21 protein-coding genes and 1 pseudogene are annotated in these 25,853 nt (G+C 72.3%); 6 read left to right on the top strand and 16 right to left on the bottom strand.

Features of this window, described 5'->3' with window-relative positions; genetic code table 11:
- Positions 1-146: 146 nt before the first annotated feature.
- Together ACFXGX_RS05145 and ACFXGX_RS05140 are read right to left on the bottom strand one after the other, a co-directional pair.
- Positions 147-1,499 carry a class II 3-deoxy-7-phosphoheptulonate synthase gene (locus ACFXGX_RS05145; protein WP_384784792.1) on the bottom strand — a complete coding sequence of 451 codons (1,353 nt, stop codon included), beginning with the start codon at positions 1,497-1,499 and terminating at the stop codon, positions 147-149.
- Positions 1,500-1,636: 137 nt separating this feature from the next.
- Positions 1,637-2,854, bottom strand: a complete 1,218-nt coding sequence (locus tag ACFXGX_RS05140; protein ID WP_384784790.1) for a glycoside hydrolase domain-containing protein — start codon at positions 2,852-2,854, stop codon at positions 1,637-1,639.
- A 125-nt stretch (positions 2,855-2,979) separates the two neighbouring features.
- Here ACFXGX_RS05140 and ACFXGX_RS05135 point away from each other — a divergent pair, with 125 nt between their 5' ends.
- The gene (locus tag ACFXGX_RS05135; RefSeq protein WP_351867684.1) at positions 2,980-3,036 is read left to right on the top strand and encodes a trp operon leader peptide; all 57 of its coding nucleotides are present in this window, start codon (positions 2,980-2,982) and stop codon (positions 3,034-3,036) included.
- A gap of 112 nt (positions 3,037-3,148) precedes the next feature.
- Positions 3,149-5,083 (top strand): anthranilate synthase family protein, encoded by a 1,935-nt coding sequence (locus ACFXGX_RS05130; protein ID WP_384784788.1) that lies wholly within the window; start codon positions 3,149-3,151, stop codon positions 5,081-5,083.
- Here the strand turns inward: ACFXGX_RS05130 and ACFXGX_RS05125 are convergent.
- The 5 genes and pseudogenes from ACFXGX_RS05125 to ACFXGX_RS05105 form a co-directional block, all read right to left on the bottom strand.
- On the bottom strand, positions 5,035-6,030 hold the full coding sequence (locus ACFXGX_RS05125) for a 2-hydroxyacid dehydrogenase (protein WP_384784786.1): 996 nt from the start codon (positions 6,028-6,030) through the stop codon (positions 5,035-5,037). The two genes, ACFXGX_RS05130 and ACFXGX_RS05125, sit on opposite strands and share 49 nt — an antisense overlap.
- An 80-nt stretch (positions 6,031-6,110) precedes the next feature.
- Positions 6,111-7,139 (bottom strand): 6-phosphofructokinase, encoded by a 1,029-nt coding sequence (locus tag ACFXGX_RS05120; RefSeq protein WP_384784785.1) that lies wholly within the window; start codon positions 7,137-7,139, stop codon positions 6,111-6,113.
- Positions 7,140-7,280: 141 nt separating this feature from the next.
- Positions 7,281-7,982 carry a response regulator gene (locus ACFXGX_RS05115; protein WP_384784783.1) on the bottom strand — a complete coding sequence of 234 codons (702 nt, stop codon included), beginning with the start codon at positions 7,980-7,982 and terminating at the stop codon, positions 7,281-7,283.
- Between the two features lie 19 nt (positions 7,983-8,001).
- Positions 8,002-9,225 carry a MacS family sensor histidine kinase gene (gene macS, locus ACFXGX_RS05110; RefSeq protein WP_384784781.1) on the bottom strand — a complete coding sequence of 408 codons (1,224 nt, stop codon included), beginning with the start codon at positions 9,223-9,225 and terminating at the stop codon, positions 8,002-8,004.
- A 290-nt stretch (positions 9,226-9,515) separates the two neighbouring features.
- Positions 9,516-10,271 (bottom strand): annotated as a pseudogene (locus ACFXGX_RS05105) (lysophospholipid acyltransferase family protein); the annotation flags it as partial.
- Between the two features lie 159 nt (positions 10,272-10,430).
- On the opposite strand from ACFXGX_RS05105, the gene ACFXGX_RS05100 reads away from it, so the two are divergent.
- Together ACFXGX_RS05100 and ACFXGX_RS05095 are read left to right on the top strand one after the other, a co-directional pair.
- Complete coding sequence (locus ACFXGX_RS05100) at positions 10,431-11,240, top strand: alpha/beta hydrolase (RefSeq protein ID WP_384784779.1); 810 nt, start codon at positions 10,431-10,433, stop codon at positions 11,238-11,240.
- On the top strand, positions 11,233-12,003 hold the full coding sequence (locus tag ACFXGX_RS05095) for a hypothetical protein (protein WP_384784777.1): 771 nt from the start codon (positions 11,233-11,235) through the stop codon (positions 12,001-12,003). Before ACFXGX_RS05100 ends, ACFXGX_RS05095 begins: the two co-directional genes overlap by 8 nt.
- A gap of 121 nt (positions 12,004-12,124) precedes the next feature.
- Here ACFXGX_RS05095 and ACFXGX_RS05090 read toward each other — a convergent pair whose 3' ends face one another.
- The 6 genes from ACFXGX_RS05090 to ACFXGX_RS05065 all read right to left on the bottom strand — a co-directional run bounded on the left by ACFXGX_RS05090 (position 12,125) and on the right by ACFXGX_RS05065 (position 17,555).
- On the bottom strand, positions 12,125-12,889 hold the full coding sequence (locus tag ACFXGX_RS05090; protein ID WP_384784775.1) for an endonuclease/exonuclease/phosphatase family protein: 765 nt from the start codon (positions 12,887-12,889) through the stop codon (positions 12,125-12,127).
- 143 nt (positions 12,890-13,032) lie between these two features.
- Positions 13,033-13,986 (bottom strand): ROK family glucokinase, encoded by a 954-nt coding sequence (locus tag ACFXGX_RS05085; protein WP_384784773.1) that lies wholly within the window; start codon positions 13,984-13,986, stop codon positions 13,033-13,035.
- A 54-nt stretch (positions 13,987-14,040) separates the two neighbouring features.
- The gene (locus tag ACFXGX_RS05080) at positions 14,041-14,541 is read right to left on the bottom strand and encodes a DUF5304 domain-containing protein (protein ID WP_384784771.1); all 501 of its coding nucleotides are present in this window, start codon (positions 14,539-14,541) and stop codon (positions 14,041-14,043) included.
- Between the two features lie 92 nt (positions 14,542-14,633).
- On the bottom strand, positions 14,634-15,803 hold the full coding sequence (locus tag ACFXGX_RS05075; protein ID WP_384784770.1) for an ArsA family ATPase: 1,170 nt from the start codon (positions 15,801-15,803) through the stop codon (positions 14,634-14,636).
- A gap of 431 nt (positions 15,804-16,234) precedes the next feature.
- Positions 16,235-16,675, bottom strand: a complete 441-nt coding sequence (locus tag ACFXGX_RS05070) for an SRPBCC family protein (RefSeq protein ID WP_384784768.1) — start codon at positions 16,673-16,675, stop codon at positions 16,235-16,237.
- A 124-nt stretch (positions 16,676-16,799) separates the two neighbouring features.
- The gene (locus tag ACFXGX_RS05065; protein ID WP_382782718.1) at positions 16,800-17,555 is read right to left on the bottom strand and encodes a metallophosphoesterase; all 756 of its coding nucleotides are present in this window, start codon (positions 17,553-17,555) and stop codon (positions 16,800-16,802) included.
- 338 nt (positions 17,556-17,893) lie between these two features.
- Here ACFXGX_RS05065 and ACFXGX_RS05060 point away from each other — a divergent pair, with 338 nt between their 5' ends.
- Positions 17,894-19,690 carry an AMP-dependent synthetase/ligase gene (locus ACFXGX_RS05060; RefSeq protein ID WP_384784766.1) on the top strand — a complete coding sequence of 599 codons (1,797 nt, stop codon included), beginning with the start codon at positions 17,894-17,896 and terminating at the stop codon, positions 19,688-19,690.
- Positions 19,691-20,574: 884 nt separating this feature from the next.
- On the opposite strand, the gene ACFXGX_RS05055 is transcribed toward ACFXGX_RS05060, so the two are convergent.
- Entirely contained in the window at positions 20,575-21,717 is a 1,143-nt protein-coding gene (locus ACFXGX_RS05055) for a glycosyltransferase family 4 protein (RefSeq protein ID WP_384784764.1), read from the bottom strand.
- Positions 21,718-21,896: 179 nt separating this feature from the next.
- Here ACFXGX_RS05055 and ACFXGX_RS05050 point away from each other — a divergent pair, with 179 nt between their 5' ends.
- A complete protein-coding gene (locus tag ACFXGX_RS05050; RefSeq protein ID WP_384784762.1) occupies positions 21,897-23,102 on the top strand; it encodes a glycosyltransferase 87 family protein in 1,206 nt (401 codons plus the stop codon).
- A 243-nt stretch (positions 23,103-23,345) separates the two neighbouring features.
- Here the strand turns inward: ACFXGX_RS05050 and ACFXGX_RS05045 are convergent, their stop codons facing one another.
- Positions 23,346-24,542, bottom strand: coding sequence for a hypothetical protein (locus ACFXGX_RS05045; RefSeq protein WP_384784760.1), 1,197 nt, complete (start codon positions 24,540-24,542; stop codon positions 23,346-23,348).
- Between the two features lie 76 nt (positions 24,543-24,618).
- Entirely contained in the window at positions 24,619-25,641 is a 1,023-nt protein-coding gene (locus ACFXGX_RS05040) for an NlpC/P60 family protein (RefSeq protein WP_384784758.1), read from the bottom strand.
- Positions 25,642-25,853: the final 212 nt, after the last annotated feature.

Raw genomic sequence — 25,853 nt, 5'->3', positions numbered from 1 at the left:
TGGCTCCCCCCCGCCCGTTGTGGTGTTCTCACAAAAAACAACCCACCCCACAAACAACCACCCACTGGGGGGGGGGGGGGGGTGTTTCTTCTCCCCCCCCCCCCCCACTTCAGGTGCCCGTAACAGGCGTGACGCCTGTTGATCTCCTACTGGTCGCGGTACATCTCGGCGACGAGGAAGGCCAGGTCGAGGGACTGGCTGCGGTTCAGACGGGGGTCGCAGGCCGTCTCGTAGCGCTGGTGCAGGTCGTCGACGAAGATCTCGTCGCCGCCGCCCACGCACTCGGTGACGTCGTCACCGGTGAGCTCGACGTGGATGCCGCCCGGGTGCGTACCGAGACCCTTGTGGACCTCGAAGAAGCCCTTCACCTCGTCGAGCACGTCGTCGAAGCGGCGGGTCTTGTGGCCCGAGGCCGCCTCGAAGGTGTTGCCGTGCATCGGGTCGGTCACCCAGGCCACGGTCGCGCCGGAGGCGGTGACCTTCTCGACCAGCTCGGGCAGCTTGTCGCGGACCTTGTCCGCGCCCATGCGCACGATGAAGGTGAGCCGGCCCGGCTCGCGGTCCGGGTCGAGGCGCTCGATGTACTGCAGCGCCTCCTCGGCCGTCGTCGCCGGGCCCAGCTTGATGCCGACAGGGTTGCGGATCTTCGACGCGAACTCGATGTGCGCCCCGTCGAGCTGACGGGTGCGCTCGCCGATCCACACCATGTGGCCCGAGACGTCGTACAGGTTGCCCGTGCGCGAGTCGACGCGGGTCAGCGCCGACTCGTAGTCGAGGAGCAGCGCCTCGTGCGAGGAGAAGAACTCGACGGTCTTGAACTCCTCCGGGTCGGTGCCGCAGGCCCGCATGAAGTTCATCGCGTTGTCGATCTCACGCGCGAGCTGCTCGTAGCGCTGGCCGGACGGGGAGGACTTCACGAAGTCCTGGTTCCAGGCGTGCACCTGGCGCAGGTCGGCGTAGCCGCCGGTGGTGAAGGCGCGCACCAGGTTCAGCGTCGAGGCGGACGCGTTGTACATCCGCTTCAGGCGCTCGGGGTCCGGGATGCGGGACTTCTCGTCGAAGTCGAAGCCGTTGACCGAGTCGCCCCGGTAGGTCGGCAGGGTCACGCCGTCGCGGGTCTCGGTGCCCTTGGAGCGGGGCTTGGAGTACTGGCCGGCGATCCGGCCGACCTTGACCACCGGCACCGAGGCGGCGTACGTGAGGACGGCGCCCATCTGGAGCAGCGTCTTGAGCTTGTTGCGGATGTGGTCGGCCGACACGGCGTCGAAGGCCTCGGCGCAGTCGCCGCCCTGGAGAAGGAACGCCTCTCCCTTGGCGACGGACGCCATCCGGGCGCGCAGCTGGTCGCACTCGCCCGCGAAGACGAGCGGCGGATACGACGCGAGGTCCGCGATCACATCGCGCAGAGCCTCGGCATCGGGGTACTCGGGCTGCTGCGCCGCGGGCAGGTTTCGCCAGGTGTTGCCAGCGCTCGCGCTGGACTTAGCGTTCACGGTCACCCGGACAACATTACGGGGTCGTGTCGGGCGTCCCATCCACATGCTCATCAAGTGAGACGAACCGCGCTCGATCGGTGACTCTCCGGGCGGGCGCCGCGACCGTTCGCGGTGCCCGCCCGGAGACGGGGACGGGGGTCCTAGTCCACGTCGAGGCGGTCGCGGTCGATGGAGATCCGCACCCCGCCGTGGGTCTCGGTCGTGTCGCCCACGTACTGGTGGACGCGCTGGTGCTTGGACCACAGGGTCGAGGGGATCGAGGAGTCGGACGTGCTCGACACACGGTTCCAGCGGGCGAAGTGGATCACGTCGGGCAGGGTGACCCGGCTCTTGTTGGCGATCAGGTCGGACACCAGGGACGAGGTGTTGCCGTACGCGCCGGAACGGTAACCGAGCGCGTGCAGCCGCACGGTGTACGCCTGGAGGTAGGCGAGCACCGAGTCGGTGACCTTGCCTCCGGGCTCGTAGTGCTCCAGGTCGAGGTAGAGCACCGAGCCCTTGCCGAAGCCCAGCGCGGCCGCCTGCTTGACGGCGTCGTCGGCGCCCGCGGTGCCCTGCGACACCGGGCTGGTGATCGCCGCGCAGCCGCCTCCGCAGCTCCCGCCGTCGGAGGAGGGCTGCCGGCCGACGTACAGCGGGAAGAACCGCCAGCCGTTCGTGTACTGCGTCCGTACCCAGCCTGCGGTCAGGTGCTGCTGGGCGCAGGCGCGGTTGATGCCGCCGATGTAGACACCGATGGCGCCGTACGGGGAGTCGTCGCGCCAGGCGTTCATCGCCGACTGGCTCGGGGCGGTGCAGGCGTCGAAGCCCTCGCCGCGGAAGGAGGTCGCGTCCTTCGGCAGCGCGGTCACCGCGCGCTGCTGCGCGGGGTCCTCGCGCCGGGCGGTGGCGACGGGCAGTCCGGCGCTGCTCAGGACGTCCTGGATGCGCGCGCGGTCGTATCCGTAGGCCGCGGTGACGGCGATGCGGTCGGCGGTGGCCCGGTAGGTGCGGGCCACCGGGTTCTCGGTGACGGCCCTGGGGGCCACGGGGGCGGGCTGGACCAGCAGCGCCTCGGTACGGCCGCTGGCCCTGGCCGGGCAGTTCTGGTCGGTGCCCGGGGTGCCGAGGTAGACGGCGTGCCGGTCGAAGCGGACACAGGTGTCGGGATGTTTCCTCAGGTCCACGATCCGCCAGGAGTCGGGAACGGTGAAGATGTAGCCGCGGTAGGCGACCTGGGTCAGGTCCTCGGTGTCGCCCGTGCGCGGGGCGGAGCTCGCTGGGACGAGCGGTCCGGCGGCGAGGGCGGCCGCCGCGAGGAGCACGGTCAGGGCGCGGGCGCCGGTCCGGCGGGGATGGGACGAACGGCTTGCGTGCATGGTTCTCGTTTCTCGGTACGTTCGGGCTGTCTGGCCATCCATGGCCGGTGACCGGACGGTAGGAACGCCCCGGGGGGCCGTTTCACGCTGTTGCCCGCCCCTCACCGTCGGGTAAGGTGCGGCGCATGTTCGCGCATTCGAACCAGAACTGGTGGTGGACCGCTCATCCGGCGGCCCGCTGACTGCGCGTAGACACACGACTTCGCGAAGGCCGCCCGAGGGGCGGCCTTCGGCGTTCGCGGACCCGGGCCGTTCCTCTCCGAGATGCACGATTCGAGAGAAGGACCGCACCCGATGAATCTGCTCGACCTGCTGGACGATCCCCGTCCCTTCGCCCTGCTGCGCCGCCGCACGCCGGGCCGCGACCACGACATGGTCGAACTGCTGCTGGGGCCGGTGCGCGAGGTGGAGCGCCTCGCCGACATCCCCGACGAGGGTCTCGCGCTGATCCCGTTCCGGCAGATCCGGGAGCGCGGTTTCGACGTACGCGACGACGGCACCCCGCTCGCGGTGCTCGTCCCCGAGGAACGCCGTGAACTGCCGCTGGCCGAGGTGCTGGCCCAGCTCCCGGACCACGACGTACGGGTCGAGGGCGGCGGCTTCGACGTCGGTGACGAGGAGTACTCCGGGATCGTCGAGCGGGTGCTGCGCGAGGAGATCGGGCGCGGTGAGGGCGCCAACTTCGTGATCCGGCGGACGTACGAGGGCCGCGTCCCGGGGTTCGGACGGGCGGACGCCCTGGCGCTGTTCCGCCGGCTGCTGACCGGCGAGCGGGGCGCGTACTGGACGTTCGTGGTGCACACCGGAAATGCGCAAGGGCCCGAAGGGCCTTCCTTGGAAGGGCGGGGGCGGGAGACGGGTGGGCGGACGCTGGTCGGGGCGAGCCCGGAGGTGCATGTGCGGATGTCCGCCGGGACGGTCGTGATGAACCCGATCAGTGGGACGTACCGCTACCCGGCCGGGGGGCCGACGCCCGAGGACCTGCTGGCGTTCCTCGCCGACGGCAAGGAGATCGAGGAGCTCTCGATGGTCGTCGACGAGGAACTCAAGATGATGTGCACGGTCGGTGACATGGGCGGGGTGGTGATCGGGCCGCGGCTCAAGGAGATGGCCCATCTCGCGCACACCGAGTACGAGTTGCGGGGCCGCTCCTCGCTGGACGTGCGGGACGTGCTGCGGGAGACCATGTTCGCGGCGACCGTCACCGGCTCGCCCGTGCAGAACGCCTGCCGTGTCATCGAGCGTCACGAGGTCGGCGGGCGCGGCTACTACGCGGGCGCGCTGGCGCTGGTCGGGCGGCAGCGGGAGGACGGGCCGGACGGCGGGCCCGGGGCGCAGACCCTCGACTCCCCGATCCTCATCCGCACCGCCGACATCGACGCGGACGGCCGGCTGCGGGTGCCGGTCGGCGCCACCCTCGTACGGGGATCGGACCCGGCCGGCGAGGTCGCCGAGACGCACGCCAAGGCGGCGGGTGTGCTCGCCGCGCTGGGGGTGCGGCCCGGCCGGCCGCGGCTGGGCGACGATCCTCGGGTGCGGGCGTCGCTGGACGGACGGCGGGCCTCGCTGGCGCCGTTCTGGCTGCGGATGCAGGAGCGGTCCCGGGACCTGGCGGGGCACGCGCTGGTCGTGGACGCCGAGGACACCTTCACCGCGATGCTCGCGCATGTGCTGCGGTCGTCCGGCCTTGAGGTGACGGTGCGTCGCTACGACGAACCGGGGCTGCGCGAGGCGGTCCTCGCGCACGAGGGCCCTGTGGTGCTCGGCCCGGGTCCCGGCGATCCCTCGGACGGGGCGGACCCCAAGATGCGTTTCCTGCGCGGGCTGACCGCCGAGGTGCTGCGTGACCATCGGCACGGTGTGCTCGGTGTCTGCCTCGGGCACGAGCTGATCGCGGCCGAGCTCGGGCTGGAGATCGTCCGCAAGGACGTGCCGTACCAGGGCGCGCAGACCCGTATCGACCTCTTCGGGCGGGCCGAGACCGTCGGCTTCTACAACAGCTTCGTGGCGCGCTGCGACGACGAGGCGCTGGCGGAGCTGTCCGCGCACGGCGTCGAGGTCAGCCGGGCCGCGAACGGCGAGGTGCACGCGCTGCGCGGTCCCGGCTTCGCGGGTGTGCAGTTCCACCCGGAGTCGGTGCTGACGCTCGACGGGGCGGCCGTGGTGCGGGAGCTGACGGGTCAGCTACGGGGCACGAGCACGTTCTCCGAGCGGCGGCCCTCGGTGTAGTCGAAGACGTTCGCGGCGGTCGCGTCGACGATCTGGCCCACGGCGTCCCGGGTGTAGTACGCCTGGTGCGAGGTGACCAGGACGTTCGGGAAGGTGACCAGGCGGGCCAGGGTGTCGTCCTCGACGGTTTCGAGGGACTTGTCGAGGAAGAACAGCCCGGCCTCCGCCTCGTACACGTCGAGGCCGACGCCCGTGAAGCGGCCCGCGCGCAGTTCGGCGACGAGGGCCTGGCTGTCGATCAGGCCGCCGCGGCTGGAGTTCACCAGGATCGCGTCGTCCTTCATGGCGCGCAGGGCGTCGGCGTCGATGAGGTGCTGCGTCTGCGGCATCAGCGGGACGTGCAGGGTGACGAGGTCGGACTCGGCGAGCAGGCGCTCCTTGGAGACGTACCGCATGCCGAGTCCGAGGCACGCCGGGTTCTCGGCGATGTCCCAGCCGAGCAGGTTCATGCCGAAGCCGTGGGCGATCCGGGTGAAGGCCTCGCCGATCTTCCCTGTGCCGACGACCCCCGCGGTGCGGCCGTGCATGTCACGGCCCATCAGTCCTTCGAGGCGGAAGTCGAAGTCGCGGGTGCGGTTGGCGGCGCGCACGATACGGCGGTTGACGGCCATGCCGAGGGTCCAGGCGAACTCGGCCACCGAGTAGGGCGAGTAGGACGAGACCCGGGCGACCGTCATGCCGAGGCGCTCGGCGACGTCGAGGTCGATGTTGTTGAATCCGGTGGAGCGCTGGGCGACGAGCTGGGTGCCGCCGGCCGCCAGGGTCTGCAGAACGCGATGGCCCAGGGCGCAGTTGACGCTGGTGGACACGGCCTCGTAGCCGGCGGCGATGGGCGCGGTGTCCTCGCTGAGGAAGACGTCGAGGCTGCGGACCTCGTGGCGTCCCTCGAAGGCCTTCTCGAGCAGGGGCTTCTCGTCGGACTGGACGCCGAACGCCAGAATCTCCACCGGTCTCTCCCGTGCTGGGGTACGGGCCGAATATACGGCCCGTACCCCCGGAGCCGCTCGGGCGCGGCCGGGTGCCGCCGTCAGCCGAAGAACACCCCGACCTCCGTGTACAGGCCGGGGTCGACCGTCTTCAGCTTGGCGGTGGCCTCCGCGATCGGGACGCGGACGATGTCGGTGCCGCGCAGTGCCACCATCTTGCCGAAGTCGCCGTCGCGGACGGCCTCGATGGCGTGCAGCCCGAAGCGGGTGGCGAGCCAGCGGTCGAAGGCGCTGGGGGTCCCGCCGCGCTGGACGTGCCCGAGGACCGTGGTGCGGGCCTCCTTGCCGGTGCGCCGCTCGATCTCCTTGGCCAGCCACTCCCCGACGCCGGAGAGCCGGACATGCCCGAAGGAGTCCAGGGTGCCGTCCTTGAGGACCATGTCGCCGTCCTTGGGCATGGCGCCCTCGGCGACGACGACGATGGGCGCGTACGAGGCCTTGAAGCGCGAGGTCACCCAGGCGCAGACCTGGTCCACGTCGAAGCGCTGCTCGGGGATGAGGATGACGTTCGCGCCGCCGGCCAGGCCCGAGTGCAGGGCGATCCAGCCCGCGTGGCGGCCCATCACCTCGCAGACGAGGACGCGCATGTGCGACTCGGCGGTGGTGTGGAGGCGGTCGAGGGCCTCGGTCGCGATGTTGACCGCCGTGTCGAAGCCGAAGGTGTAGTCGGTGGCGGAGAGGTCGTTGTCGATGGTCTTCGGTACGCCGACGACGTTGATGCCGTACTCGTCGCCGAGCCGCGCGGCGACGCCCAGGGTGTCCTCGCCGCCGATCGCGATGAGCGCCCCGACCTCCTGCTTGGCGAGGTTCTCCTTGATTCTGCGGATGCCGTTCTCTTGCTTGAGGGGGTTGGTGCGCGAGGAGCCGAGGATGGTGCCGCCGCGCGGCAGGATCCCGCGCACGGCGGGGATGTCGAGCCGTACGGTGTCGCCTTCGAGCGGCCCCCGCCAGCCGTCCCGATAGCCGACGAAGTCATAGCCGTACTCCTGCACGCCCTTGCGGACAATGCCCCGGATGACGGCGTTGAGCCCGGGGCAGTCGCCGCCTCCGGTCAGTACTCCGACCCGCATGGAAAGTCCCTTCGCCACGTTTGGCTGTCGGACTCACGCTAATAGTGATCCACGTCACTTCGGCATGGTGCGGACGGGCTGTTCCGGTGAATTGTCGGGTGGTTGATCAATAGATCACCCGGAAGGTGGCATCCGGGGCGGTCACGCCCCGTCCAGGCCGCGCTCTATGGCGTAGCGGACCAGCTCGACGCGATTGTGGAGCTGGAGCTTGCCCAGGGTGTTCTGGACGTGGTTCTGGACGGTGCGGTGGGAGATGACCAGGCGTTCGGCGATCTGCTTGTAGCTCAGGCCCTTGGCGACCAGGCGCAGCACCTCGGTCTCCCGGTCGGTGAGCTGCGGGACCCTCGGCTCGTCGGTGCCCGTGGCCGGAGCGGGTTCCGAGGCCAGCCGGCGGTACTCGCCGAGGACCAGACCCGCGAGGCCCGGGGTGAACACGGGGTCGCCGACGGCCGTCCGGCGCACCGCGTCGGTCAGCTCCTCCGCGGACGACGACTTCAGGAGGTAGCCGGTCGCGCCGGACTTCACCGCCTCCAGCACGTCGGCGTGCTCGCCGCTCGCCGACAGGACCAGGACGCGCAGGGACGGGTCGGCGCCGACCAGTTCCTTGCAGACCTGGACACCGGGCTTGGCGGGCAGGTTCAGATCGAGGACGAGGACGTCGGGTGCGGCCGCCAGCGCGCGGCGCACGGCCTGTTCGCCGTCGCCGGCGGTCGCGACCACGTCGAACCCGGCGGCCTCCAGGTCCCGGGCCACGGCGTCACGCCACATGGGGTGGTCGTCCACGACCATCACCCTGATGGGGTTCTCCCCCGTCCGCGGCTGGTCCGCGGTCCCGCCCGTCATCGTCCTACCGTCGCCTTCGTCATCGTGTACTCGCCTTCCCCCGCGCGTCCTTCGGTACCTTCAGCTCGACCTCGGTGCCCTGTCCCGGGACGGAGATCAGCTCCGCCGTGCCGCCCAGCTCGCGCAGCCTGCCGCGGATCGAGAGCGCCACTCCGAGCCGCCCCTCGCCCTCGGCCTGCGCGAGCCGCCCCTCCGGGATGCCGGAACCCTCGTCGCGGACCGTCACGATCACGGCGTCCGGTTCGTCCTCGACCAGGATCCAGGCGCGGGCGTCCTCGCCCACGTGCCTGCGGACATTGTCCAGGGCGGCGCCCACGGCCGCGGCCACTTCCCGCGCGGCGGGCGGGTCGAGCGGCACCGGCGCGCCGGGCTCCGAGAGGGTCACGCGCGCGGTGGCGTACGGGGCGAGCAGGGCGCGCAGATCGAGCGGACCCCGGGGATCCTCGTCGTCCGGTTCGTCGACGGCGCGCACCAGCGCGCCGAGCGCGGCGTCCTCCGACACCCGGGAGACGGGCACCAGACCGCCCGACACCAGCGTGCGCAGCGCGGCCTCCTGTTCGCCGGCCATCCGGCCCAGCTCCGCGGCCTCGCCGCCGATCGCGCTGCCGCGCCGCTGCACCATGGCGAGGACCTGGAGCACGCCGTCGTGGATGTCCCGGGCGAGACGCTCACGCTCCCGGGTGGCCGCCTCGATCTCCAGGGCGCGGGCGAGGGTGCGCTCGGAGGCGCGGGCGACCTCGACGACGTAGCCGATGGCGATGGAGGCGACCCAGACGAGGATCACGTTGTGCACGGTGTCCCGGGTCGGGGCGCCGCGCTCGACGATGTTGGCCGCGGCGACGAGCGTGGAGGCGAAGGCCGCCCAGCGCCAGCCGCCCTTGATCGCGAAGGCCAGGACGGCGCCGGCCGTCCAGATCGACGGCAGCGTCGGGCCGCCCGCGTCGATGCGCGAGGCGGAGTCGGCGACGCGGGTGAGCAGGATGCCGGTCAGCGCGACGGTGAGGTCGGCGGCGAGGAACCGCTTGGTGCAGTTGGCCGCGCCGGAGACTCTGGGGAGCGTGGCCAGCGTCCAGACGAGCAGGAACGCGAAGAACGCGACGGCGACCCACGGGCGGTCGAACTTGTCGTACGTCGTGGCGAAGAGCCCGATCGCGTACAGCACGGTCAGCACCCGGTAGCCGGTCAGGGCACGCCACAGCGGCTGCTCGACCGACATCCTCATGACTCTCTCGCGCTTGGCCATGCCCCCCACCCCACCCTGCCCCGCCCCGCCTGCCGACGTCCCTACGGACGCTCCGGGGAGCCGGACCGTTGCCTGTCGGCCGACTCGGTCTCCCCCGTGTCCCCCGAACCGGCCGGCGGACCGGCCTGTTCCACGTCCTGCTCCGCGGCCTGCGCCTCGGGAACGGCCTGTACCTCGTCGGGAACGGCCTGTACCTCGTCAGGTACGGCCTGTACCTCGTCGGGAGCGGCCTGCTTCTCGGCCTGGGGCTCGGTCTGTTCCCCGGCCGTCTGCTTCTCGGCCTGCTCCGCCTGCTCCTCGGCCTGCTTCTCCGCCTGCTTCTCGGCCTGGGCGAGTGCCGCCCTGGCCGCCTTCTCGGCGTCCTTCTCGGCCTTCGCCGCGTCCGCGATCTGCCGCTTGGCGGCCGTCGCGTACATGTCTACGTACTCCTGCCCGGACAGCTTCATGATCTCGTACATGACCTCGTCGGTCACCGCGCGGAGCACGAACCGGTCGTGCTCCATGCCGCTGTAGCGGCTGAAGTCCAGCGGCTTGCCGATGCGGATGCCCGGACGCATCAGCTTGGGCATCAGCTTGCCCGGCGGCTGGATCTTCTCGGTGTCGATCATCGCCACCGGGATGACGGGCGCGCCGGTGGCGAGCGCCACGCGCGCGAGGCCGCCGGGCTTGCCTCGGTAGAGGCGGCCGTCGGGCGAGCGTGTGCCCTCCGGGTAGATGCCGAACAGCTCACCGCGCTCGATGACGTCTATGCCGCTCTTGATGGCCGCCTCGCCCGCGCCGCGCGCGCCGGAACGGTCCACCGGGAGCTGGCCGACGCCCTTGAAGAAGGCGGCCGTCATCCGGCCCTTGATGCCCGGGGTCGTGAAGTACTCGGCCTTCGCGATGAAGGTCACCTTGCGTTCGAGGACCGCCGGCAGGAAGAAGGAGTCCGAGAACGAGAGGTGATTGCTCGCCAGAATGGCCGGGCCCTCGGCGGGGATGTTCTCGAGGCCTTCCACCCAGGGTCTGAAGGCGAGCTTCAGCGGCCCTCCGATGGAAAACTTCATTGCGCCGTAGATCACCCGCGTGCCTCCTGTGTCGTAGATCAGACCTTAACCCGGAGCACCGTAGAAGGACCCGACGACCCTGGTCGGTGTCAGTACGGTCGCGTACGGTGAAGCACATCCGGAGTCGTTTTCCGCCCAACTCATGAACAGGAGACCGAGGTGCCGGTCCTTCCTGGAGCCGAGCCGTTCCGCCACGACGGCGGAGAGGTCGGCGTCCTTCTCTGCCACGGTTTCACCGGCTCCCCGCAGTCCCTGCGTCCCTGGGCCGAGTATCTCGCCGACCGCGGTCTGACCGTCGCGCTGCCGCTGCTGCCCGGGCACGGCACCCGCTGGGAGGACATGCAGCTCACCGGCTGGCAGGACTGGTACGCGGAGGTCGACCGCGAACTGCGCGCGCTGCGCCGGAACTGCTCGCGGGTGTTCGTCTTCGGGCTCTCGATGGGCGGCGCGCTGGCGCTGCGGCTGGCGGCCAAGCACGGCGACGACGTCGACGGCATCGTGGTCGTCAACCCGCTGAACAAGGTGCACGGCCCGGCCGCGCGCCTGCTGCCGGTCCTGCGGCACCTGGTTCCGTCGACGAAGGGCATCGCGAGCGACATCGCGAAGGAGGGCTCCGAGGAGATCGGCTACGGCCGGGTGCCGCTGCACGCCGCGCATTCGATGCGCCGGCTGTGCGCGGTCGTGGACGCGGAGCTGCCGCAGGTCACCCAGCCGCTCCTGCTGCTGCACAGCCTCCAGGACCATGTCGTCTCCCCCGCCGACTCGGCGCGCATCCTCGGGCGGGTGTCCTCCACGGACGTGACGGAGATCGTGCTGGAACAGAGCTACCACGTCGCGACGTTGGACCACGACGCGGACCGGATCTTCGAGGAGAGCCACTCCTTCGTCGTCCGGCTCGCGCCCGGTGCCGGCAAGGAGGCCGACGCCGGTCGGGTGGGCGGGCAGGAAGGGACGGCAGCCGGTGACTGAGCACGACGCGGACCGCGGCGATTCCGAGGAGAAGGGCGTGCCCGTGGGCGAGCCGCTCGACGGTGCCCGCGGCGAGGGGCTCGGCGACGCGCTCACCGAGTCCGCGGGGGACCCGCTCGGAGAGACGACGTCCGGTGACGCCCGCGGGAAGTCCGCCGACGACGAGCAGAGCGTGCCCTTCGACGAGGAGGCCGCCTGGAAGTCGATCGTCGAGGGATACGGCGAGGAGCCGGCGGACCCGCCCGGCTCGCGGCCCTTCCGGTCGATCGAGGACCTGGCACTCCCCGAGCCCGGTCCTGACACCGGCTCCGAGACCGGCGGCGCCGGCTCCGGGGACGGCACCGGCGAGGACGACGCCCCGGCTCCGGGAGCCGGGTCCGAGCCGGCGGCCTCCGGCGACCTGCCCTCCGCCGTCAAGCCGCTCGGCAGTTCGATCTCGTTCGCGCCCGGTGTCGGCGGCCCGCGGGACTACCGCTCGCCCGAGCCGTCCGAGGACGACTTCGACGAGGACGACGAGGGTCACTTCGTCCCGCCCGAGCCGCCCCCGCTGCCCGCCGCGGACACGACCGCCAAGTTCGCCTGGCTCGGCGTGCTCGGCGGCCCCGCCCTGCTGCTGCTGGCCGTCCTGTTCGGCTGGGACATGACCTGGTGGCTCACCACCCTCGGCATCGGCGGTTTCCTCGGCGGCTTCGCCACGCTGGTGACACGCATGAAGGACGACGACGAGGACCACGAGGACCCGGGGCGCGGCGCGGTCGTCTGACCGCGGCGGGGCGCTCCGGGTGGGGCAGGTGGTTCCGGGTGTGGCGGGACGCCCCTGGTGGGGCAGGAGCTTCCGGTGTGGCGGGACGCCCCGGGTGGGGCGGAACGCTCCCACCTGCTCCCTAGGACGCGGGCACTCGGAGGGCGGCCAGTACGGGCAGATGGTCCGTGGCCGCCCTCAGGTCCGCTTCGCTCACGCCGGGGAGACCGAGCGGCACTCCGCAGCCCAGCACCTCGATGCCGGGCGTGGCGAAGAGGGCGTCGATGCGCCGGTCGGGCCCCGCGAACGTCCAGGTGTGCTCCCCGCCCCAGGGCCGGGTCGCCCAGCCGTCCTGGAGCGCGCCCGCCAGACGGCGGAACGTCGGTCCCGCCGGGCCTTCGTTGAGGTCGCCGCCCGCGACGGCGTGCGGGGTGCCGAGACCGGCGAGCCGGTCGAGGAGCATGCCGCCCTGCTCGTGGCGCTCGTCCTTCCGGAGCGACAGATGGCAGCTCAGCACGCCGAGCCGGGCCCCCCCGAACCGCACGACCGCCGTGGCGAAGCCCCGGCGGTGCTGCCCCGGGGTGAGCGGGAGCAGGACGTCCTCGGTGCGCTCCACGGTGGCCCGCAGCGTGCACAGCAGCGCGGGCCCGGAGGCGGTGGCGCCCCCCGACAGGATGACGAGACCGGAGGCGGCGGCGAGACGCGCGAGCTTCTTGCGCCAGCGGAAGAAGCGGGGCGCCTCCTGGACCAGTACGAGGTCCGGGGCGCAGGCGCTGATCACTCGGGCGAGCGCGGCGGTGTCGTCGCGCATCGAGCGGATGTTGTAGCTGAGCACGCGGATCACGGCTGAGCCGTCGGCTTCGGTGCGGGACGCGGGCAGCGGACTGGCGGAGGACCTGGTCGGCATGGCGATCAAGATACGCGCCCGAAGCCCGCGGAAAGGGCCGAAGAGGCACATGCCTCGCCTTCGGGCGGCAGAAGGGGCGGACACGGCCGCGCCCGCCGTCCTGTGCGGGGGCGGCGGGCGCGATCGTGCGAGACGGGCAGGACCTACATGATCGGGTCGGGCTCCCGGGCCAGGTCCGCCGCTCCGACGAGACCCGCCTTGTTGCCGAGCTGCGCGGCGATCACTTCGGCGACCGGGCGCCAGTTGCCGCCGACCAGCCAGCGCTTGTACGACTTACGGATCGGGTCGAGGACCAGCTCGCCCTCGTCCGACAGGCCGCCGCCGACGATGAAGGCGGACGGGTCGAAGAGCGAGGCGAGGTCGGCCAGACCCGCGCCGGCCCAGCGGGCCAGCTCACGGTAGGAGTCCACCGCGACGTGGTCGCCCTGCCGGGCGGCCATGGAGATGTGCTTGCCCTCGATGCCGTCGGGGGTGCCGTCGCCGAGCCCCAGGAGGACCTCCGCCGCCTCCGGGGTCGCGTTGGCCCGCTGCTTCGCGTACCGGACGAGCGCGCGCCCGGAGGCGTACTGCTCCCAGCAGCCCTGCGAGCCGCAGCCGCACAGCAGTCCGTCCGGGACCATCCGGATGTGGCCGAACTCGGCGGCAACGCCGAAGTGGCCGCGGCGCAGCTTGTTGCCGATGATGATGCCACCGCCCAGGCCCGTGCCCAGGGTGATGCAGATGACGTTGCGGTGACCCTTGCCCGCGCCGAACTTGTACTCGCCCCAGGCGGCCGCGTTCGCGTCGTTCTCCACGACGACCGGCAGGCCCACACGCCGCTCGACCTCGGCCTTGAGCGGCTCGTTGCGCCAGTCGATGTTCGGCGCGAAGTAGACCGTCGAGCGCTGGCGGTTCACATATCCGGCGGCACCGATGCCGACACCGACGATGTCGTGACCGGCGCGCGCGCCCTCCACGGCCGAGGCGATGGCGTCCACGATGGCCTGCGGCGTGGTCGGGGTCGGCACCTTGTGCGTCGAAAGGATATTGCCTTCCTCGTCGACCACACCGGCCGCGATCTTCGTGCCGCCGATATCGACGCCGATGGTGAGTCCCATGAATCCCTCAGTTTCGGTCGAGCCCCGCTACGGCCAACCGTACCCGAGGGGTGATTAGTCCAGGTCGATGTGTTCGCCCGGACCGGACTCGTCGTCACGGGAACCCGTGTCCCGGGTGGTCCAGCGACGCTCCTGGTTCTCGACGGCCGAGCGGTAGGCGGCGAGCAGTTCCGAACCCGCGGCGGCGAGGTGGTCGAAGACCTCGGGGTTGCGCTCCAGCACCGGTTCCACGGCGGCCTTGGCCTGCTGCACGACCTGGCTGACCATCTGCTGGGCGGTGCCGGAGGCGACCGCGCCGAACAGCGGCGACTGGAGTCCGGAGAGCTTGTCGGCCACGGCGTCGACGAGTTTGCGCAGTTCCTCGGCGGCCGAGCCGGGCGGCGGGCCCTGCTCGGCGCGGCGGCGGGCCTTCTCCGCGGCGAGGTCCTCGGCGCAGGCCGTCGCCCACGCGTCGTCGTCGGTGGCGTGCGCTTCCTCGACGTGTACCTCGTCGACACGTACCTCGTCGGCCGTCTCCTCCTGAGCGGCCTCGGACGGTGGGCGCTCTTCGCTCATGGCGGGACTCCTGCCTACGTTTTCCTTGCTTTCGACGTTACCCGAACGGGGGTATCCCGTTCACCGTGCCGGTGCCCCGGATCGCGGCGCGGTCACTTCTCGCGCGGCCAGAGCCCGGGATCCGGCGTGAAACGGACCCGCAGCTCGCCCTCGCGCAGTGCGGCTCCGGCCACCGTGCAGCGGCGGAGCGCGGACGGCAGCGGGACGATCCTGCGGAACTGGCCGACGGTCACGACGAGCTCGTCGCCGCGCCGGATGAGGTCGAGTTCGTCGCGTATCGCGCCGGGCAGCGGAATGTGCCACACGAGCACGCCGTCGTCGGCGAGACGGTCGGTGACGGGCCACTCGACCGGGGTGGGCGCGGTGTTGACGCCGGGCACGGGGAGCCCGGCGAGGTCGTCGGTGCCGCGCGGGTCGTGGCCGCGGTGCGGGACCTCGTGGACCGCGTACGTCTCCCGCCACTCGTCCAGGGCCTTGCGCTGCTGGGCCGCGAGGGCTCCCAGCCAGGCGTCGTTGGTGGCGCCGGGCAGCACCCGGTTCGCCACGAGGCCCTCGACGGGCAGTCCGCGCAGGGCGAGGGCGGTGGCGGCGGTGCGGACGGCGTCCGTGCCGGCCGGTCCGGGTTCGGCGACGAGCCGTACGGTCGTGGCGCGGTCCTCGACCACCGCCTGCACGGCGGCCAGTTCGATGTCCCAGCGCCCCGCGGTCTCGTACAGCCACTCGGCGGGCATGGGAACCCCCGCGAGCCGTCCGAGGACCGGGCGCAGGGCTCGGGCCGCCTGTCGCTCCGGCGGGAGCAGGCGGCGCAGATAGCGGCGGAGCTCCTCGGGCAGGGCGAGGAGGGCGAGGGCCTGGGGGGCGGGGGGCAGGTCCACGACGAGCAGGCCGTACGACTCCGACAGTGCGGCGTCGCGCAGGGCGCGCAGGAGGGCGAGTTCCTCGGCGCCGGGGAGGGGGGTGACCTCCTCGGCGTCCAGGCGGGAGGCGCCGAGGAGGTCGAGGGCGGTGGAGGCGCGGCGCTGGAAGGCGGTGAGGTCGTCGCGGAAGCGGGCGGCGGCGTCGGGGCGCCATGCGGTGAGGCCGGGGGCGGCTTCCACGGGGTCGGGGCCGGTGGGGACGCCGAGGACGGCACCGAGGGTGTCGGTGCGGTCGGCGGTGAGCACCAGGGTGCGGGTGCCCTCGCGGGCCGCCCTCAGCGCGGTGGCCGCGGCGACGGTGGTACGGCCTGTGCCGCCTTGGCCGGTGATCAGGATGGTGCGCATGGGGGTGAACGCTACCGGGGCGGTGGCCTCGGCGGATTTCGGGTTGCCGTCCGGTGGGTGGGTCGGGGCCGTGCCGGTGCATCAGCCCGTCGCCGTTGGGTGAGGCGTGGGCGTCGGTGGCGACGGGCATCGATGTACCGGCACGTCCCCTCGCGCCGCATTCCGACTGCGGGTACGTCGTGGTGGCCGCGCCGACCCCTTTGGCGTTCGCCCGGCTGCGGGTGCGTCGTGGTGGCCGGTCCACATTCCAGCCCCGGGCAGCAGTTTCAGCCCCTCCGGCGTTTGAGGAGCGGGGTCCGGGGCGGAGCCCCGGGTTCGGGTCGGGTAGGGGCGGAGGGGGCGAAGACGTGGTTGTGGGGCCGCTGGACCTGGGGCGGGATGAGACGCCGGGCAGACCGGGCCGGGGTGTGAGGGTGGGCCCCCTTGGGGGACTAGGCCGTTTCCTCTACGCGCTTCTTCAGGCCGGCCAGGGCGCGGTCGATGATGACCTTCTCGGCCTTGCGCTTGATCATGCCGAGCATGGGGATCTTGACGTCGACGGTCAGCCGGTAGGTGACCTCGGTGGCCCCCTCGCCCGCGGGCTTGAGAAGGTACGAGCCGTCCAGCGACCGGAGCATCTGGGACTTGACCAGGGTCCAGGAGACCTCGTGGTCCCCGGTCCAGGTGTAACCGAGGGTCTGGTCGTCCTTGATGGCGCCGGCGTCCATGACCAGACGGACCTGCTCGGCACGGCCGAGGTCGTCCGACTTGAGGACCTCCGCCTCCTTCACCTCGCCCGTCCAGTCCGGGTAGCGGGCGAAGTCGGCGATCACCGCCATGACGTCAGCCGGTACCGCCTCGATCGTGATGCTCGAACTGGTGTGTTCCGCCATCGCGGTGGCTCCTCCAGATGCGGTCCGGTGAGGGAGGTTGGTGCGCACGTGTGTGCAGCGTGAAGGCTACCGCGCACGGCCGCGGGCGCCGTCACCCCACCTGGTCTTCAGCGCCGTCGCGGCGTCACCACTCCAGCACCCAGGGGCGGCCCGACCCCGCGAAGTGCCCCACATTGACGCATTCCGTCGCCCCGACACGCATCCGTCGGGCGAGGGGCTGATGGACGTGGCCGAAGAGCGCGTAGCGGGGGCGCGTGCGCCGGATCGCGTCCAGCAGCGCGCGGGAGCCCCGCTCGAAGCGGCGCGCGACGGTGTCGTACACGAGCTCCGGCACCTCCGGCGGGATGTGCGTGCACAACACGTCGACCTCGCCGACCGCCTCGATCTTGGCCGCGTACTCCTCGTCGCTGATCTCGTACGGCGTCCGCATCGGCGTCCGCAGCCCCCCGCCGACGAACCCGAAGACACGGCCGCCGATCTCGACCCGCTCGCCGTCGAGCACGGTGGTGCCCGGTCCGGCGTACTCCGGCCACAGCGTCGGCATGTCGACATTGCCGTAGGTCGCGTACGTCGGATTCGGGAACGCGGCGAACATCTCGGCGTACTGCTTGCGGACCGCCTTCTCGATCGCCGCGGCCCGGTCGGTGCCGATACCCGCCCACAGCCGGGCGCCGAACGCGCGCGCCTCCTCGAAGCGGCGGGCGGTGCGCAGCTCGACGATGCGGTCGGCGTTCTCCACGCCGAAGAGGTCCGGGAAGATACCGCGCGCGTGGTCGGCGTAGTCGAGGAAGAGGACCAGGTCACCGAGGCAGATCAGGGCGTCGGCGCCGTCACCGGCCCGGGCCAGGTCGCGGGCGTTGCCGTGCACGTCGCTGACCACATGAATGCGCGTCCTCGGACGGCCGACGGGTGTGGATGCCATGACGATCAAGCGTAGGCGCGTGCGGCAAACGTGAACAGAGGCGGCCGGACCTGCGATTACTGGCATGCCCGGAAGGGCGTGGACTACTGTGCGCGCAGGAACGCCACCACGTGTGACGCATGGAACATCTCGCCGGGACCCCCTGTCGAAGAGGCCATACCGGCGGGTAACGTCCGGGCAGTCCAGTCGTACTCGGGATTTCAACAAATGATCTCTTGAGTACTTGCCCGAGCCTTGGACCGCACCGTCGCATCACACAGAGTCGTGGCGTCGGCGCCCTATGAGGAGCAGCAGTCTTGCGCGAGTTCAGCCTTCCGGCTTTGTACGAGGTCCCTGCGGACGGAAATCTCACCGACATCGTCCGCAGAAACGCCGCGCAGCATCCCGACGTAGCCGTGATCGCCCGCAAGGTGGGCGGCACCTGGACGGACGTCAGCGCCACCACCTTCCTCGCCGAGGTGCGTTCCGCTGCCAAGGGCCTGATCGCCTCGGGCGTGCAGCCCGGTGACCGCGTCGCCCTGATGTCCCGCACCCGCTACGAGTGGACGCTGCTCGACTTCGCCATCTGGAGCGCCGGCGCCGTCACCGTGCCGGTGTACGAGACCAGCTCCCCCGAGCAGGTGCAGTGGATCCTCGGCGACTCGGGCGCGCGGGCCTGCATCGTGGAGCTGCCCGCGCACGCGGCCTCCGTGGAGTCGGTGCGCGACCGGCTGCCCGCCCTCGAACACGTCTGGCAGATCGAGGCCGGCGGCGTCGAGGAGCTGGGGCGCCTGGGCGCGGACGTCAGCGACGCGACCGTCGAGGAGCGCAGTTCGCAGGCCAAGGCGGACGACCCGGCGACCATCGTCTACACCTCCGGGACGACCGGCCGCCCCAAGGGCTGTGTCCTGACCCACCGCGCCTTCTTCGCGGAGTGCGGCAACATCGTGGAGCGGCTGCGCCCGCTGTTCCGCACCGGTGAGTGTTCCGTCCTGCTGTTCCTCCCGCTCGCGCACGTCTTCGGGCGGCTCGTGCAGGTCGCGCCGATGATGGCGCCGATCAAGCTGGGCTGTGTCCCGGACATCAAGAACCTCACCGACGAGCTGGCCGCGTTCCGGCCGACGCTGATCCTCGGTGTGCCGCGCGTCTTCGAGAAGGTCTACAACTCGGCGCGCGCCAAGGCCCAGGCGGACGGCAAGGGCAAGATCTTCGACAAGGCCGCGGACACGGCGATCGCCTACAGCCGCGCGCTGGACACCCCCGCGGGGCCGTCGCTCGGTCTGAAGATCAAGTACAAGACGTTCGACAGGCTCGTCTACAGCAAGCTGCGCGCGGTGCTCGGCGGTCGCGGCGAGTACGCGATCTCGGGCGGTGCCCCGCTGGGCGAGCGGCTCGGCCACTTCTTCCGCGGGATCGGATTCACGGTCCTGGAGGGCTACGGCCTCACCGAGTCCTGCGCGGCCACGGCCTTCAACCCGTGGGACCGTACGAAGATCGGCACGGTCGGTCAGCCGCTGCCCGGCTCCGTGATCCGCATCGCCGACGACGGCGAGGTGCTGCTGCACGGCGAGCACCTGTTCCAGGGGTACTGGAACAACGAGGCGGCCACCGCCGAGGCCCTCGCCGACGGCTGGTTCCACACCGGTGACATCGGCACCCTCGACGAGGACGGCTACCTCCGCATCACCGGCCGCAAGAAGGAGATCATCGTCACCGCGGGCGGCAAGAACGTCGCCCCGGCCGTCATAGAGGACCGCATCCGCGCCCACGCGCTGGTCGCGGAGTGCATGGTGGTCGGCGACGGGCGTCCGTTCGTCGGCGCGCTGGTGACGGTCGACGAGGAGTTCCTGACCCGCTGGGCCCAGGAGCACGGGAAGCCGGCCGGCTCGACCGCGGCGTCGCTGCGCGAGGACGCCGACCTGATCGCCGCCATCCAGGACGCCATCGACGACGGCAACGCGGCGGTGTCCAAGGCGGAGTCGGTCCGCAAGTTCCGTGTCCTCGCCCACCAGTTCACCGAGGAGTCGGGGCACCTGACGCCGTCGCTGAAGCTGAAGCGGAATGTGGTGGCGAAGGATTACGCGAACGAGATCGAGGCACTTTATCGGGGCTGATGCCCGAGCGACCGGGTTCCACCCCGGCCGGGAACTTCACGGCTCGGCCCCCTTCGCTGGAGGGGGCCGAGCCGTTTTCCGTCCCTGGGGTTGTTTGCCTTCCGGCGCGGGGTGAGGGGTGGGGGGCCGGCTCCCGCCGTGGGGAGTGGGGTTCGTCCCGGGCGGGAGGTGCGTTGTGGTTGCTCGCGCCGTTCCCCGCGCCCCTGAATGCGCCCTGCCGGGCGCCCCCAGGGCGCGGCGGTAGGAACGTGCCCGTCAGCGGCGCGTGCGCGGCCGGTAGGGGCGTGCCCCGTCAGCGGCGCGGGGAACTCCGCCGCCGGTAGGGCGTGCCCCGTCAGGGGCGCAGGAAACTGCGCGGGCGGTGAGGCGTGCCCCGTCAGCGGCGCGGGGAACTGCGCCGCCGGTAGGGGCGTGCCCCGTCAGGGGCGCAGGAAACTGCGCGGGCGGTGAGGCGTGCCCCGTCAGCGGCGCGGGGAACTCCGCCGCCGGTAGGGGCGTGCCCCGTCAGGGGCGCAGGAAACTGCGCGGGCGGTGAGGCGTGCCCCGTCAGCGGCGCGGGGAACTGCGCCGCCGTCAGGGGCGTGCCCCGTCAGGGGCGTGCCCCGTCAGCGGCGTGCCCCGTCAGCGGCGCGGGGAACTCCGCCGCCGGTAGGGCGTGCCCCGTCAGGGGCGCGGGGAACTCCGCCGCCGGTAGGGTGTGCCCCGTCAGGGGCGCGGGGAACTCCGCCGCCGGTAGGGGTGTGCCCCGTCAGGGGCGCGGGGAACTGTGCCGCCGTCAGGGGCGTGCCCCGTCAGGGGTGCGGGGAACTGCGCGGGCGGCCCATCGCGGCCCGCAGGCGCCCACCGGGCGGCAAGTGGCAGCCCGGTGGGCGGACCGGTAAACGCTAGAGCAGCTCTCGCAGGTGGGCTGCCAAGAGGTCCCAGCGCCATTTCTCCTCGACCCAGGACCGGCCTCGTTCGCCCATGCGGCGGCGGAGTTCGGGGTCGCCGAGCAGGGTGACGATGCGGTCGGCCGCCTCCTCGGCGGAGCCGCCGCGGACTACCCAGCCCGTCTCGCCGTCGAGCACGGCGTCGGGCGCGCCCCCCGAGTCGCCGGCCACCACCGGAAGGCCCGTCGCCGACGCCTCCAGGTAGACGATGCCGAGCCCCTCGACGTCGAGTCCGCCCCTGCGCGTCCGGCACGGCATCGCGAACACGTCCCCGGCCCCGTAGTGCGCGGGCAGTTCCGACCAGGGCACCGCCCCGGTGAACCGGACCGAGCCCGCGACCCCGGTCTCGTGCGCGAGCCTGCGGAGCTCCTTCTCGTACGGACCGCCCCCGACGATCAGCAGCACCGCGTCCGGCTCCTTGGCCAGGATCCGCGGCATCGCAAGGACGAGGGTGTCCTGGCCCTTGCGCGGGACCAGGCGGGAGACGCAGACGACGACGGGCCGGTCGGTGAGGCCGAGCCGGGCCCGGACCTCGTCGCCGCCCGAGCCGGGGTGGAAGGTCCGCTCGTCGACACCGGGCGGCAGGTGCACCATGCGCGCGGCGGCCTCGGGGGTCAGCGCGGAGGCGATCCGCGAGCGGGTGTACTCCCCGAGATAGGTGATCGTGTCGGTGGACTCACCGATCCGGCGCAGCAGCGTCCGGGCGGCGGGAAGCTGGGCCCAGCCGGCCTCGTGGCCGTGCGTGGTCGCCACGAGGCGGGTCGCGCCCGCTCTTCGCAGGGCCGGCGCCATCAGCCCGAGCGGTGCGGCCGCACCGAACCACACCGACGTACAGCCGTGCTCCCGCAGCAGGCCGACGGCCCGCCGGGTGGCACCCGGCGTCGGAAGCAGCATGGTCGTACGGTCCCGTACGACGGTGAAGGGCTGCTCGGCGTCGAACGCGGCGGTCGCCTCGGCGCCCTCGTGGCCGCGCTTCCAGGTCGAGGCGTAGACGACGAGCCGCTCGGGGTCCAGACGCAGCGCCATGTTGTGCAGAAAGGCCTGGATGCCACCGGGGCGGGGCGGGAAATCGTTCGTCACGATCAGGGTCTTGTGCATCGTGTTCGACACTATCGAACCTATACTCACAGCTCCGCGCGGCCGCGCTTGACGGCTCGCACACAGGCCGGTGCGTCACCCTTGGTCCGCGAAAAGCGCGATGGCGAGACACACGGATTCCGGATGATGAGGGCCAGGTGGGCATGACCGGGGCACGGAGCGCGAGGTTCCCCTTCGCCATGACCGCACTGCTGTTGATCTGGGGTCTGACCAGGCTGGCGCTGCTGCTCTTCGTGGCCAAGGTGTACGTCTTCCCCGGCCCGGACGTCACCAGCGACGTCTCCGTGATCTACCACGGCTGGTACGAGGTCCTGAGGGACGGCCGGTTCCCGCTGCACGACGTCACCTGGCAGTATCCGCCGGCCGCGTCCCTCGCGATCCTCTCGCCCGCCCTGCTGCCCTTCCTCGACTACCCGCACGCCTTCTTCGTGCTGGCCTTCGTCGCCGACCTGGTGGTCTTCGGGCTGCTCCTGTACGCGGGCTCGCGCTCCGGCAAGAGCGTGCGCGGCGCCTGGGTGTGGATGATCGGGGTTCCGCTGCTCGGGCCGACCGTGTACGCCCGCTACGACGTGATGGTGACGGCCGTCGCGGTCGCCGCGCTGCTCGCCGGCTCCCGCCACCCCCGGATGATGGGCTTCCTCACGGGCTTCGGCGCGATGGTGAAGGTCTGGCCGGTCCTGCTGCTGCTCGGCGCCGTGCGCCGGCGGGCCTGGGCCTGGGCGGCGGGGACGGCGACCGGGATCGCGGCGGTGTTCTTCGCGACGATGCCGGGCGCGTTCGCCTTCCTGACCTTCCAGCGCGACCGCGGCACCGAGGTGGAGTCGCTCGGCTCCCTCGTCTTCCACGTGGCCAGGCACCACGGCTGGAACGGGCGGGTGCTGCTCAACTACGGCTCGGTGGAGTTCGTCGGTCCCTACGTCGACGTGGTGAGCACGGCGGCCCTGGTCCTGACCGGGCTCGCCTTCGGCTGGCTCATCCTGTGGCGGCTGTGCGCCAAGCGGTTCCTGTCGCACACGCTCGCCGACGCGGCCTTCGTCGCCGTCCTGATGTTCACCGCGACCAGCCGGGTCATCAGCCCGCAGTATCTGGTGTGGCTGGTCGGGATCGCCGCGGTCTGCCTGTGCTTCCGGGCGAGCCGGATGGGGCTGCCCGTCTTCCTGGCACTGGTCGCGTGCTTCGTGACGGTGCTGGAGTTCCCGACCTGGTTCGGCGACGTCGTCGGCAGCACGGACCTCGGCATCACCCTCCTCGTGCTGCGCAACGGCCTGCTGGTGGCCGCCGCGGTGCTGGCCGGCCGGGAGCTGTGGCGCTCCACGGTCTCCCGGCCGGCGCCGGAACTCCCCGCTCAGGCCGCCCGCGCCAAGGAGACCCTGGCGTCCTCCTGACGCCCGGTCCGCGCGCTCCGCCGGGCCCACGGCCACAGGGCCGCGCACTGCACCGTCAGGGACAGCGCGCGGGCCAGGCAGATGCCCGCGAGCCCGAGTCCTGACAGGGCGAGGGCGAGGCGGAGCGGACCTGGCTCGCGGAGGCCATCCACCGGCTGGAGGGCGAACAGGCCTGAGCGCAGGCCGAGGCGGCCGCCGGGGCGTCGGGGCGTCGGGGCGTCGGCCCAGCCGGTCCCTGACGCGTCAGCCCAGTTGGTCGCCGAGGTACTGCCGCCACAGCGTGGCGAACCGCTCCGGCGTCGTGTGCAGGACCTCCCGCAGCGCGTCCTCGACCGCCCCCGCCCGCTTCCCGTGGTCGCCCACCGCCCGGTAGAAGTCGTTCAGCCGGACCTCGCCCCACCGGTCCGCGATCAGCCGGCAGGCCATCCAGCCGCCCTCGTACGCCCGCGCCAGCCGGCCCGCGTCCCCGGTGAACCCGAAGTCCTCGTCCTCGGGCAGCGCGGCCGGGACATCCCCCTCGGCCACGGCGCGCTGCAGTTCCGGGGCGACCTGCCCGGGCGCCCGCCCGCTGCCGCGATAGCCGGCCCAGTCCGCGTACCCCTCGGACAGCCACAGCGGGGTGGCGGCCGTGGTGTGGGCGCGGGTGGCGACGTGCGTGGTCTCGTGGGTGAGCACGACCTGCTTGCCGAGGTCACCGAGGACGCCGTACGCGTCCGGGTTGACGATGATCCGGTCCGCGGGCCCCTTCCCCGAGCCGCCCGCCTCACCGGTGGTGACCGCCGCGATCCCCCGGTACCCCGACGCCGGAGCCCCGAGCAGCCCCGCCATCCCCTCCAGCGACTTCGGTACGAGGACGACGACGTGCCGCACCCAGTCAGGTCCCCAGGCGTCCGACACGGCCGGCACGGCACGGTCCGCGAGGCCCGCGAAGGCACGCAGCCGCTCGCCGGACTGCCCGACCCCCAGGACGAGGCTGTGCTCACCCCGTACGGCCGTCACGGTCCCCTCGTCCCACAACTGGTCGCCGCCCTTGCCGGCCGGCTCGTCGGAGGTGACGCGCCAGGTTCCGCCGGCACGGGTCAGCCGCAGGGTGCGGTCCACCGTGACCGGCGCGGCGTCGTAGTCCGTGATGCGGTAGCGCAGTTCGGCGCGGGCGGTGGCGCGGTCGCCGGAGCGGCTCAGACCGGCCAGACGGTAGGACCAGGCCGAGAGCGGCACGTCACGCAGGTTCGCGAGCCCCCGTCCGGCACCGGCCGCGGCGCCGGTGGCGCGGAACTCGGCGTCGTCCCGGTCCAGGACCGCGGCCGCCCGCCGGTCCAGGACCCGCTGCACGTCCGCCGCCGCGGTGTCCGGCGCGGCCCTGCCGCCGCAGCCGACGAGCCCGGCGAACAGCAGCACCACGGAGAGTCCCGCTCGCGACGCGCACCTTCGACCAGCCATTCTCCCGATCGTACGGTGCCCGCGCGCACCCGCAGGAACGCCCGCCCGGCCCGTCCGGCGCCGGGACCGCGCCCCGTCAGACCCGGGTGACGGACGAGATCGGCATCATCCCGACCGGGTCGTAGCGCACCGGTGCGCCCGGGTAGGGCGCGTGGATCACCTGGCCGTTGCCCACGTACATGCCGACATGGCCGGCGTCGGACCGGTAGGTCACCAGGTCACCGGGCCGCGCCTGGGAGAGCGGGATCTGCCGTCCGGCGAACCGCTGGGCCTGCGAGGTGCGCGGCAGGCCGACCCCGGCATGCGCGTAGGACCACTGCATGAGGCCCGAACAGTCGAAGCCGCCGGGCCCGTTGGCACCCCACACGTAGGGACGGCCGAGCGCCGAGCGGGCCGCCGCGACGGCGACGGCCGCGCGCGACGAGGAGGCGATGGAGTCGTCGAGGCCCGGCAGGTCGCCACGGGACGCGCGCGACGCCCGGCCGTAGGCGGCGCGGTCGGCGTACGGCAGCGAGTTGAGCAGATGGCGCGCCTTGGCCAGTTTGCCCTCGATGACCCGCTTGTTCCGGGCGACGGCCGTGCGGGTGCGCTCCAGTTCGGCCAGTTTCCCGTCGGCCTCGCGGCGCTTCTGGGCGAGTTCGCGCAACGCGACCTGGAGCTCCTTGAGTTCGCCGGCCTGGCGGGTGCCGATCCGGTCGAGCGCGGAGGCCCGGTCGAGATAGTCGTCCGGGTCGGCGGAGAAGAGCAGCGCGAGGGACGGGTCGAGGCCGCCCGAGCGGTACTGCGCCCCGGCGAGCGAACCCAGCGCGTCCCGCATGGCGTTGACGCGGTCCTGCTGCCGGGCGATCTCGTCCTGTGCCGTGCCGATCTGCTCGCGCAGCGCGTCGCCTCGCTCGTCGGCCTTGTTGTACGCCTCGGTGGCCTTCTCCGCCCGGGCATAGAGGCGGTCCACCTCGGCCCGGGTCTCGTCGTGTGGCGCCGCCGAGGCGGGCAGGGTGCCGAGCGCGGCGGCCGCCGCGGACATCACGCAGGCGGCGGCACCGAAGGCGCCGGCGCCCCGGTGGAAGCCGGTCGGTGCAAGGCGGCGATGGAACCCCACGGGTGGCCGCACTCCCTTCCGCTGACGGTCCCCCGCCGTCGGGGGATCGCGGCAGACAGTAACCGCGCGAGCACACGTCGGCCAAAGACCCCCGCGGGCACACACAGTGACGCCCCGCCGGAGACGCAGGTCACCGACGGGGCGTGGGGTCAGCGCGAGTTGTCGCAATTCGCCCGTTTGGGCGGTGCGGCGGGAGGGCGCTCCGGGCGGCC

The sequence above is a fragment of the Streptomyces sp. NPDC059371 genome (genome assembly GCF_042751995.1).
Taxonomy (GTDB): domain Bacteria; phylum Actinomycetota; class Actinomycetes; order Streptomycetales; family Streptomycetaceae; genus Streptomyces.
This window is presented reverse-complemented; position numbering and strand designations above follow the sequence as displayed.

What these genes read in the sequence shown, in the direction of transcription:
- ACFXGX_RS05140 (WP_384784790.1), bottom strand. Translation starts at nt 2,854, where the DNA reads ATGCACGCAAGCCGTTCGTCCCATCCCCGCCGGACCGGCGCCCGCGCC.
- ACFXGX_RS05130 (WP_384784788.1), top strand. Translation starts at nt 3,149, where the DNA reads ATGAATCTGCTCGACCTGCTGGACGATCCCCGTCCCTTCGCCCTGCTG.
- ACFXGX_RS05120 (WP_384784785.1), bottom strand. Translation starts at nt 7,139, where the DNA reads ATGCGGGTCGGAGTACTGACCGGAGGCGGCGACTGCCCCGGGCTCAAC.
- ACFXGX_RS05115 (WP_384784783.1), bottom strand. Translation starts at nt 7,982, where the DNA reads ATGACGGGCGGGACCGCGGACCAGCCGCGGACGGGGGAGAACCCCATC.
- macS (WP_384784781.1), bottom strand. Translation starts at nt 9,225, where the DNA reads ATGGCCAAGCGCGAGAGAGTCATGAGGATGTCGGTCGAGCAGCCGCTG.
- ACFXGX_RS05090 (WP_384784775.1), bottom strand. Translation starts at nt 12,889, where the DNA reads ATGCCGACCAGGTCCTCCGCCAGTCCGCTGCCCGCGTCCCGCACCGAA.
- ACFXGX_RS05085 (WP_384784773.1), bottom strand. Translation starts at nt 13,986, where the DNA reads ATGGGACTCACCATCGGCGTCGATATCGGCGGCACGAAGATCGCGGCC.
- ACFXGX_RS05080 (WP_384784771.1), bottom strand. Translation starts at nt 14,541, where the DNA reads ATGAGCGAAGAGCGCCCACCGTCCGAGGCCGCTCAGGAGGAGACGGCC.
- ACFXGX_RS05075 (WP_384784770.1), bottom strand. Translation starts at nt 15,803, where the DNA reads ATGCGCACCATCCTGATCACCGGCCAAGGCGGCACAGGCCGTACCACC.
- ACFXGX_RS05070 (WP_384784768.1), bottom strand. Translation starts at nt 16,675, where the DNA reads ATGGCGGAACACACCAGTTCGAGCATCACGATCGAGGCGGTACCGGCT.
- ACFXGX_RS05055 (WP_384784764.1), bottom strand. Translation starts at nt 21,717, where the DNA reads ATGCACAAGACCCTGATCGTGACGAACGATTTCCCGCCCCGCCCCGGT.
- ACFXGX_RS05050 (WP_384784762.1), top strand. Translation starts at nt 21,897, where the DNA reads ATGACCGCACTGCTGTTGATCTGGGGTCTGACCAGGCTGGCGCTGCTG.
- ACFXGX_RS05045 (WP_384784760.1), bottom strand. Translation starts at nt 24,542, where the DNA reads ATGGCTGGTCGAAGGTGCGCGTCGCGAGCGGGACTCTCCGTGGTGCTG.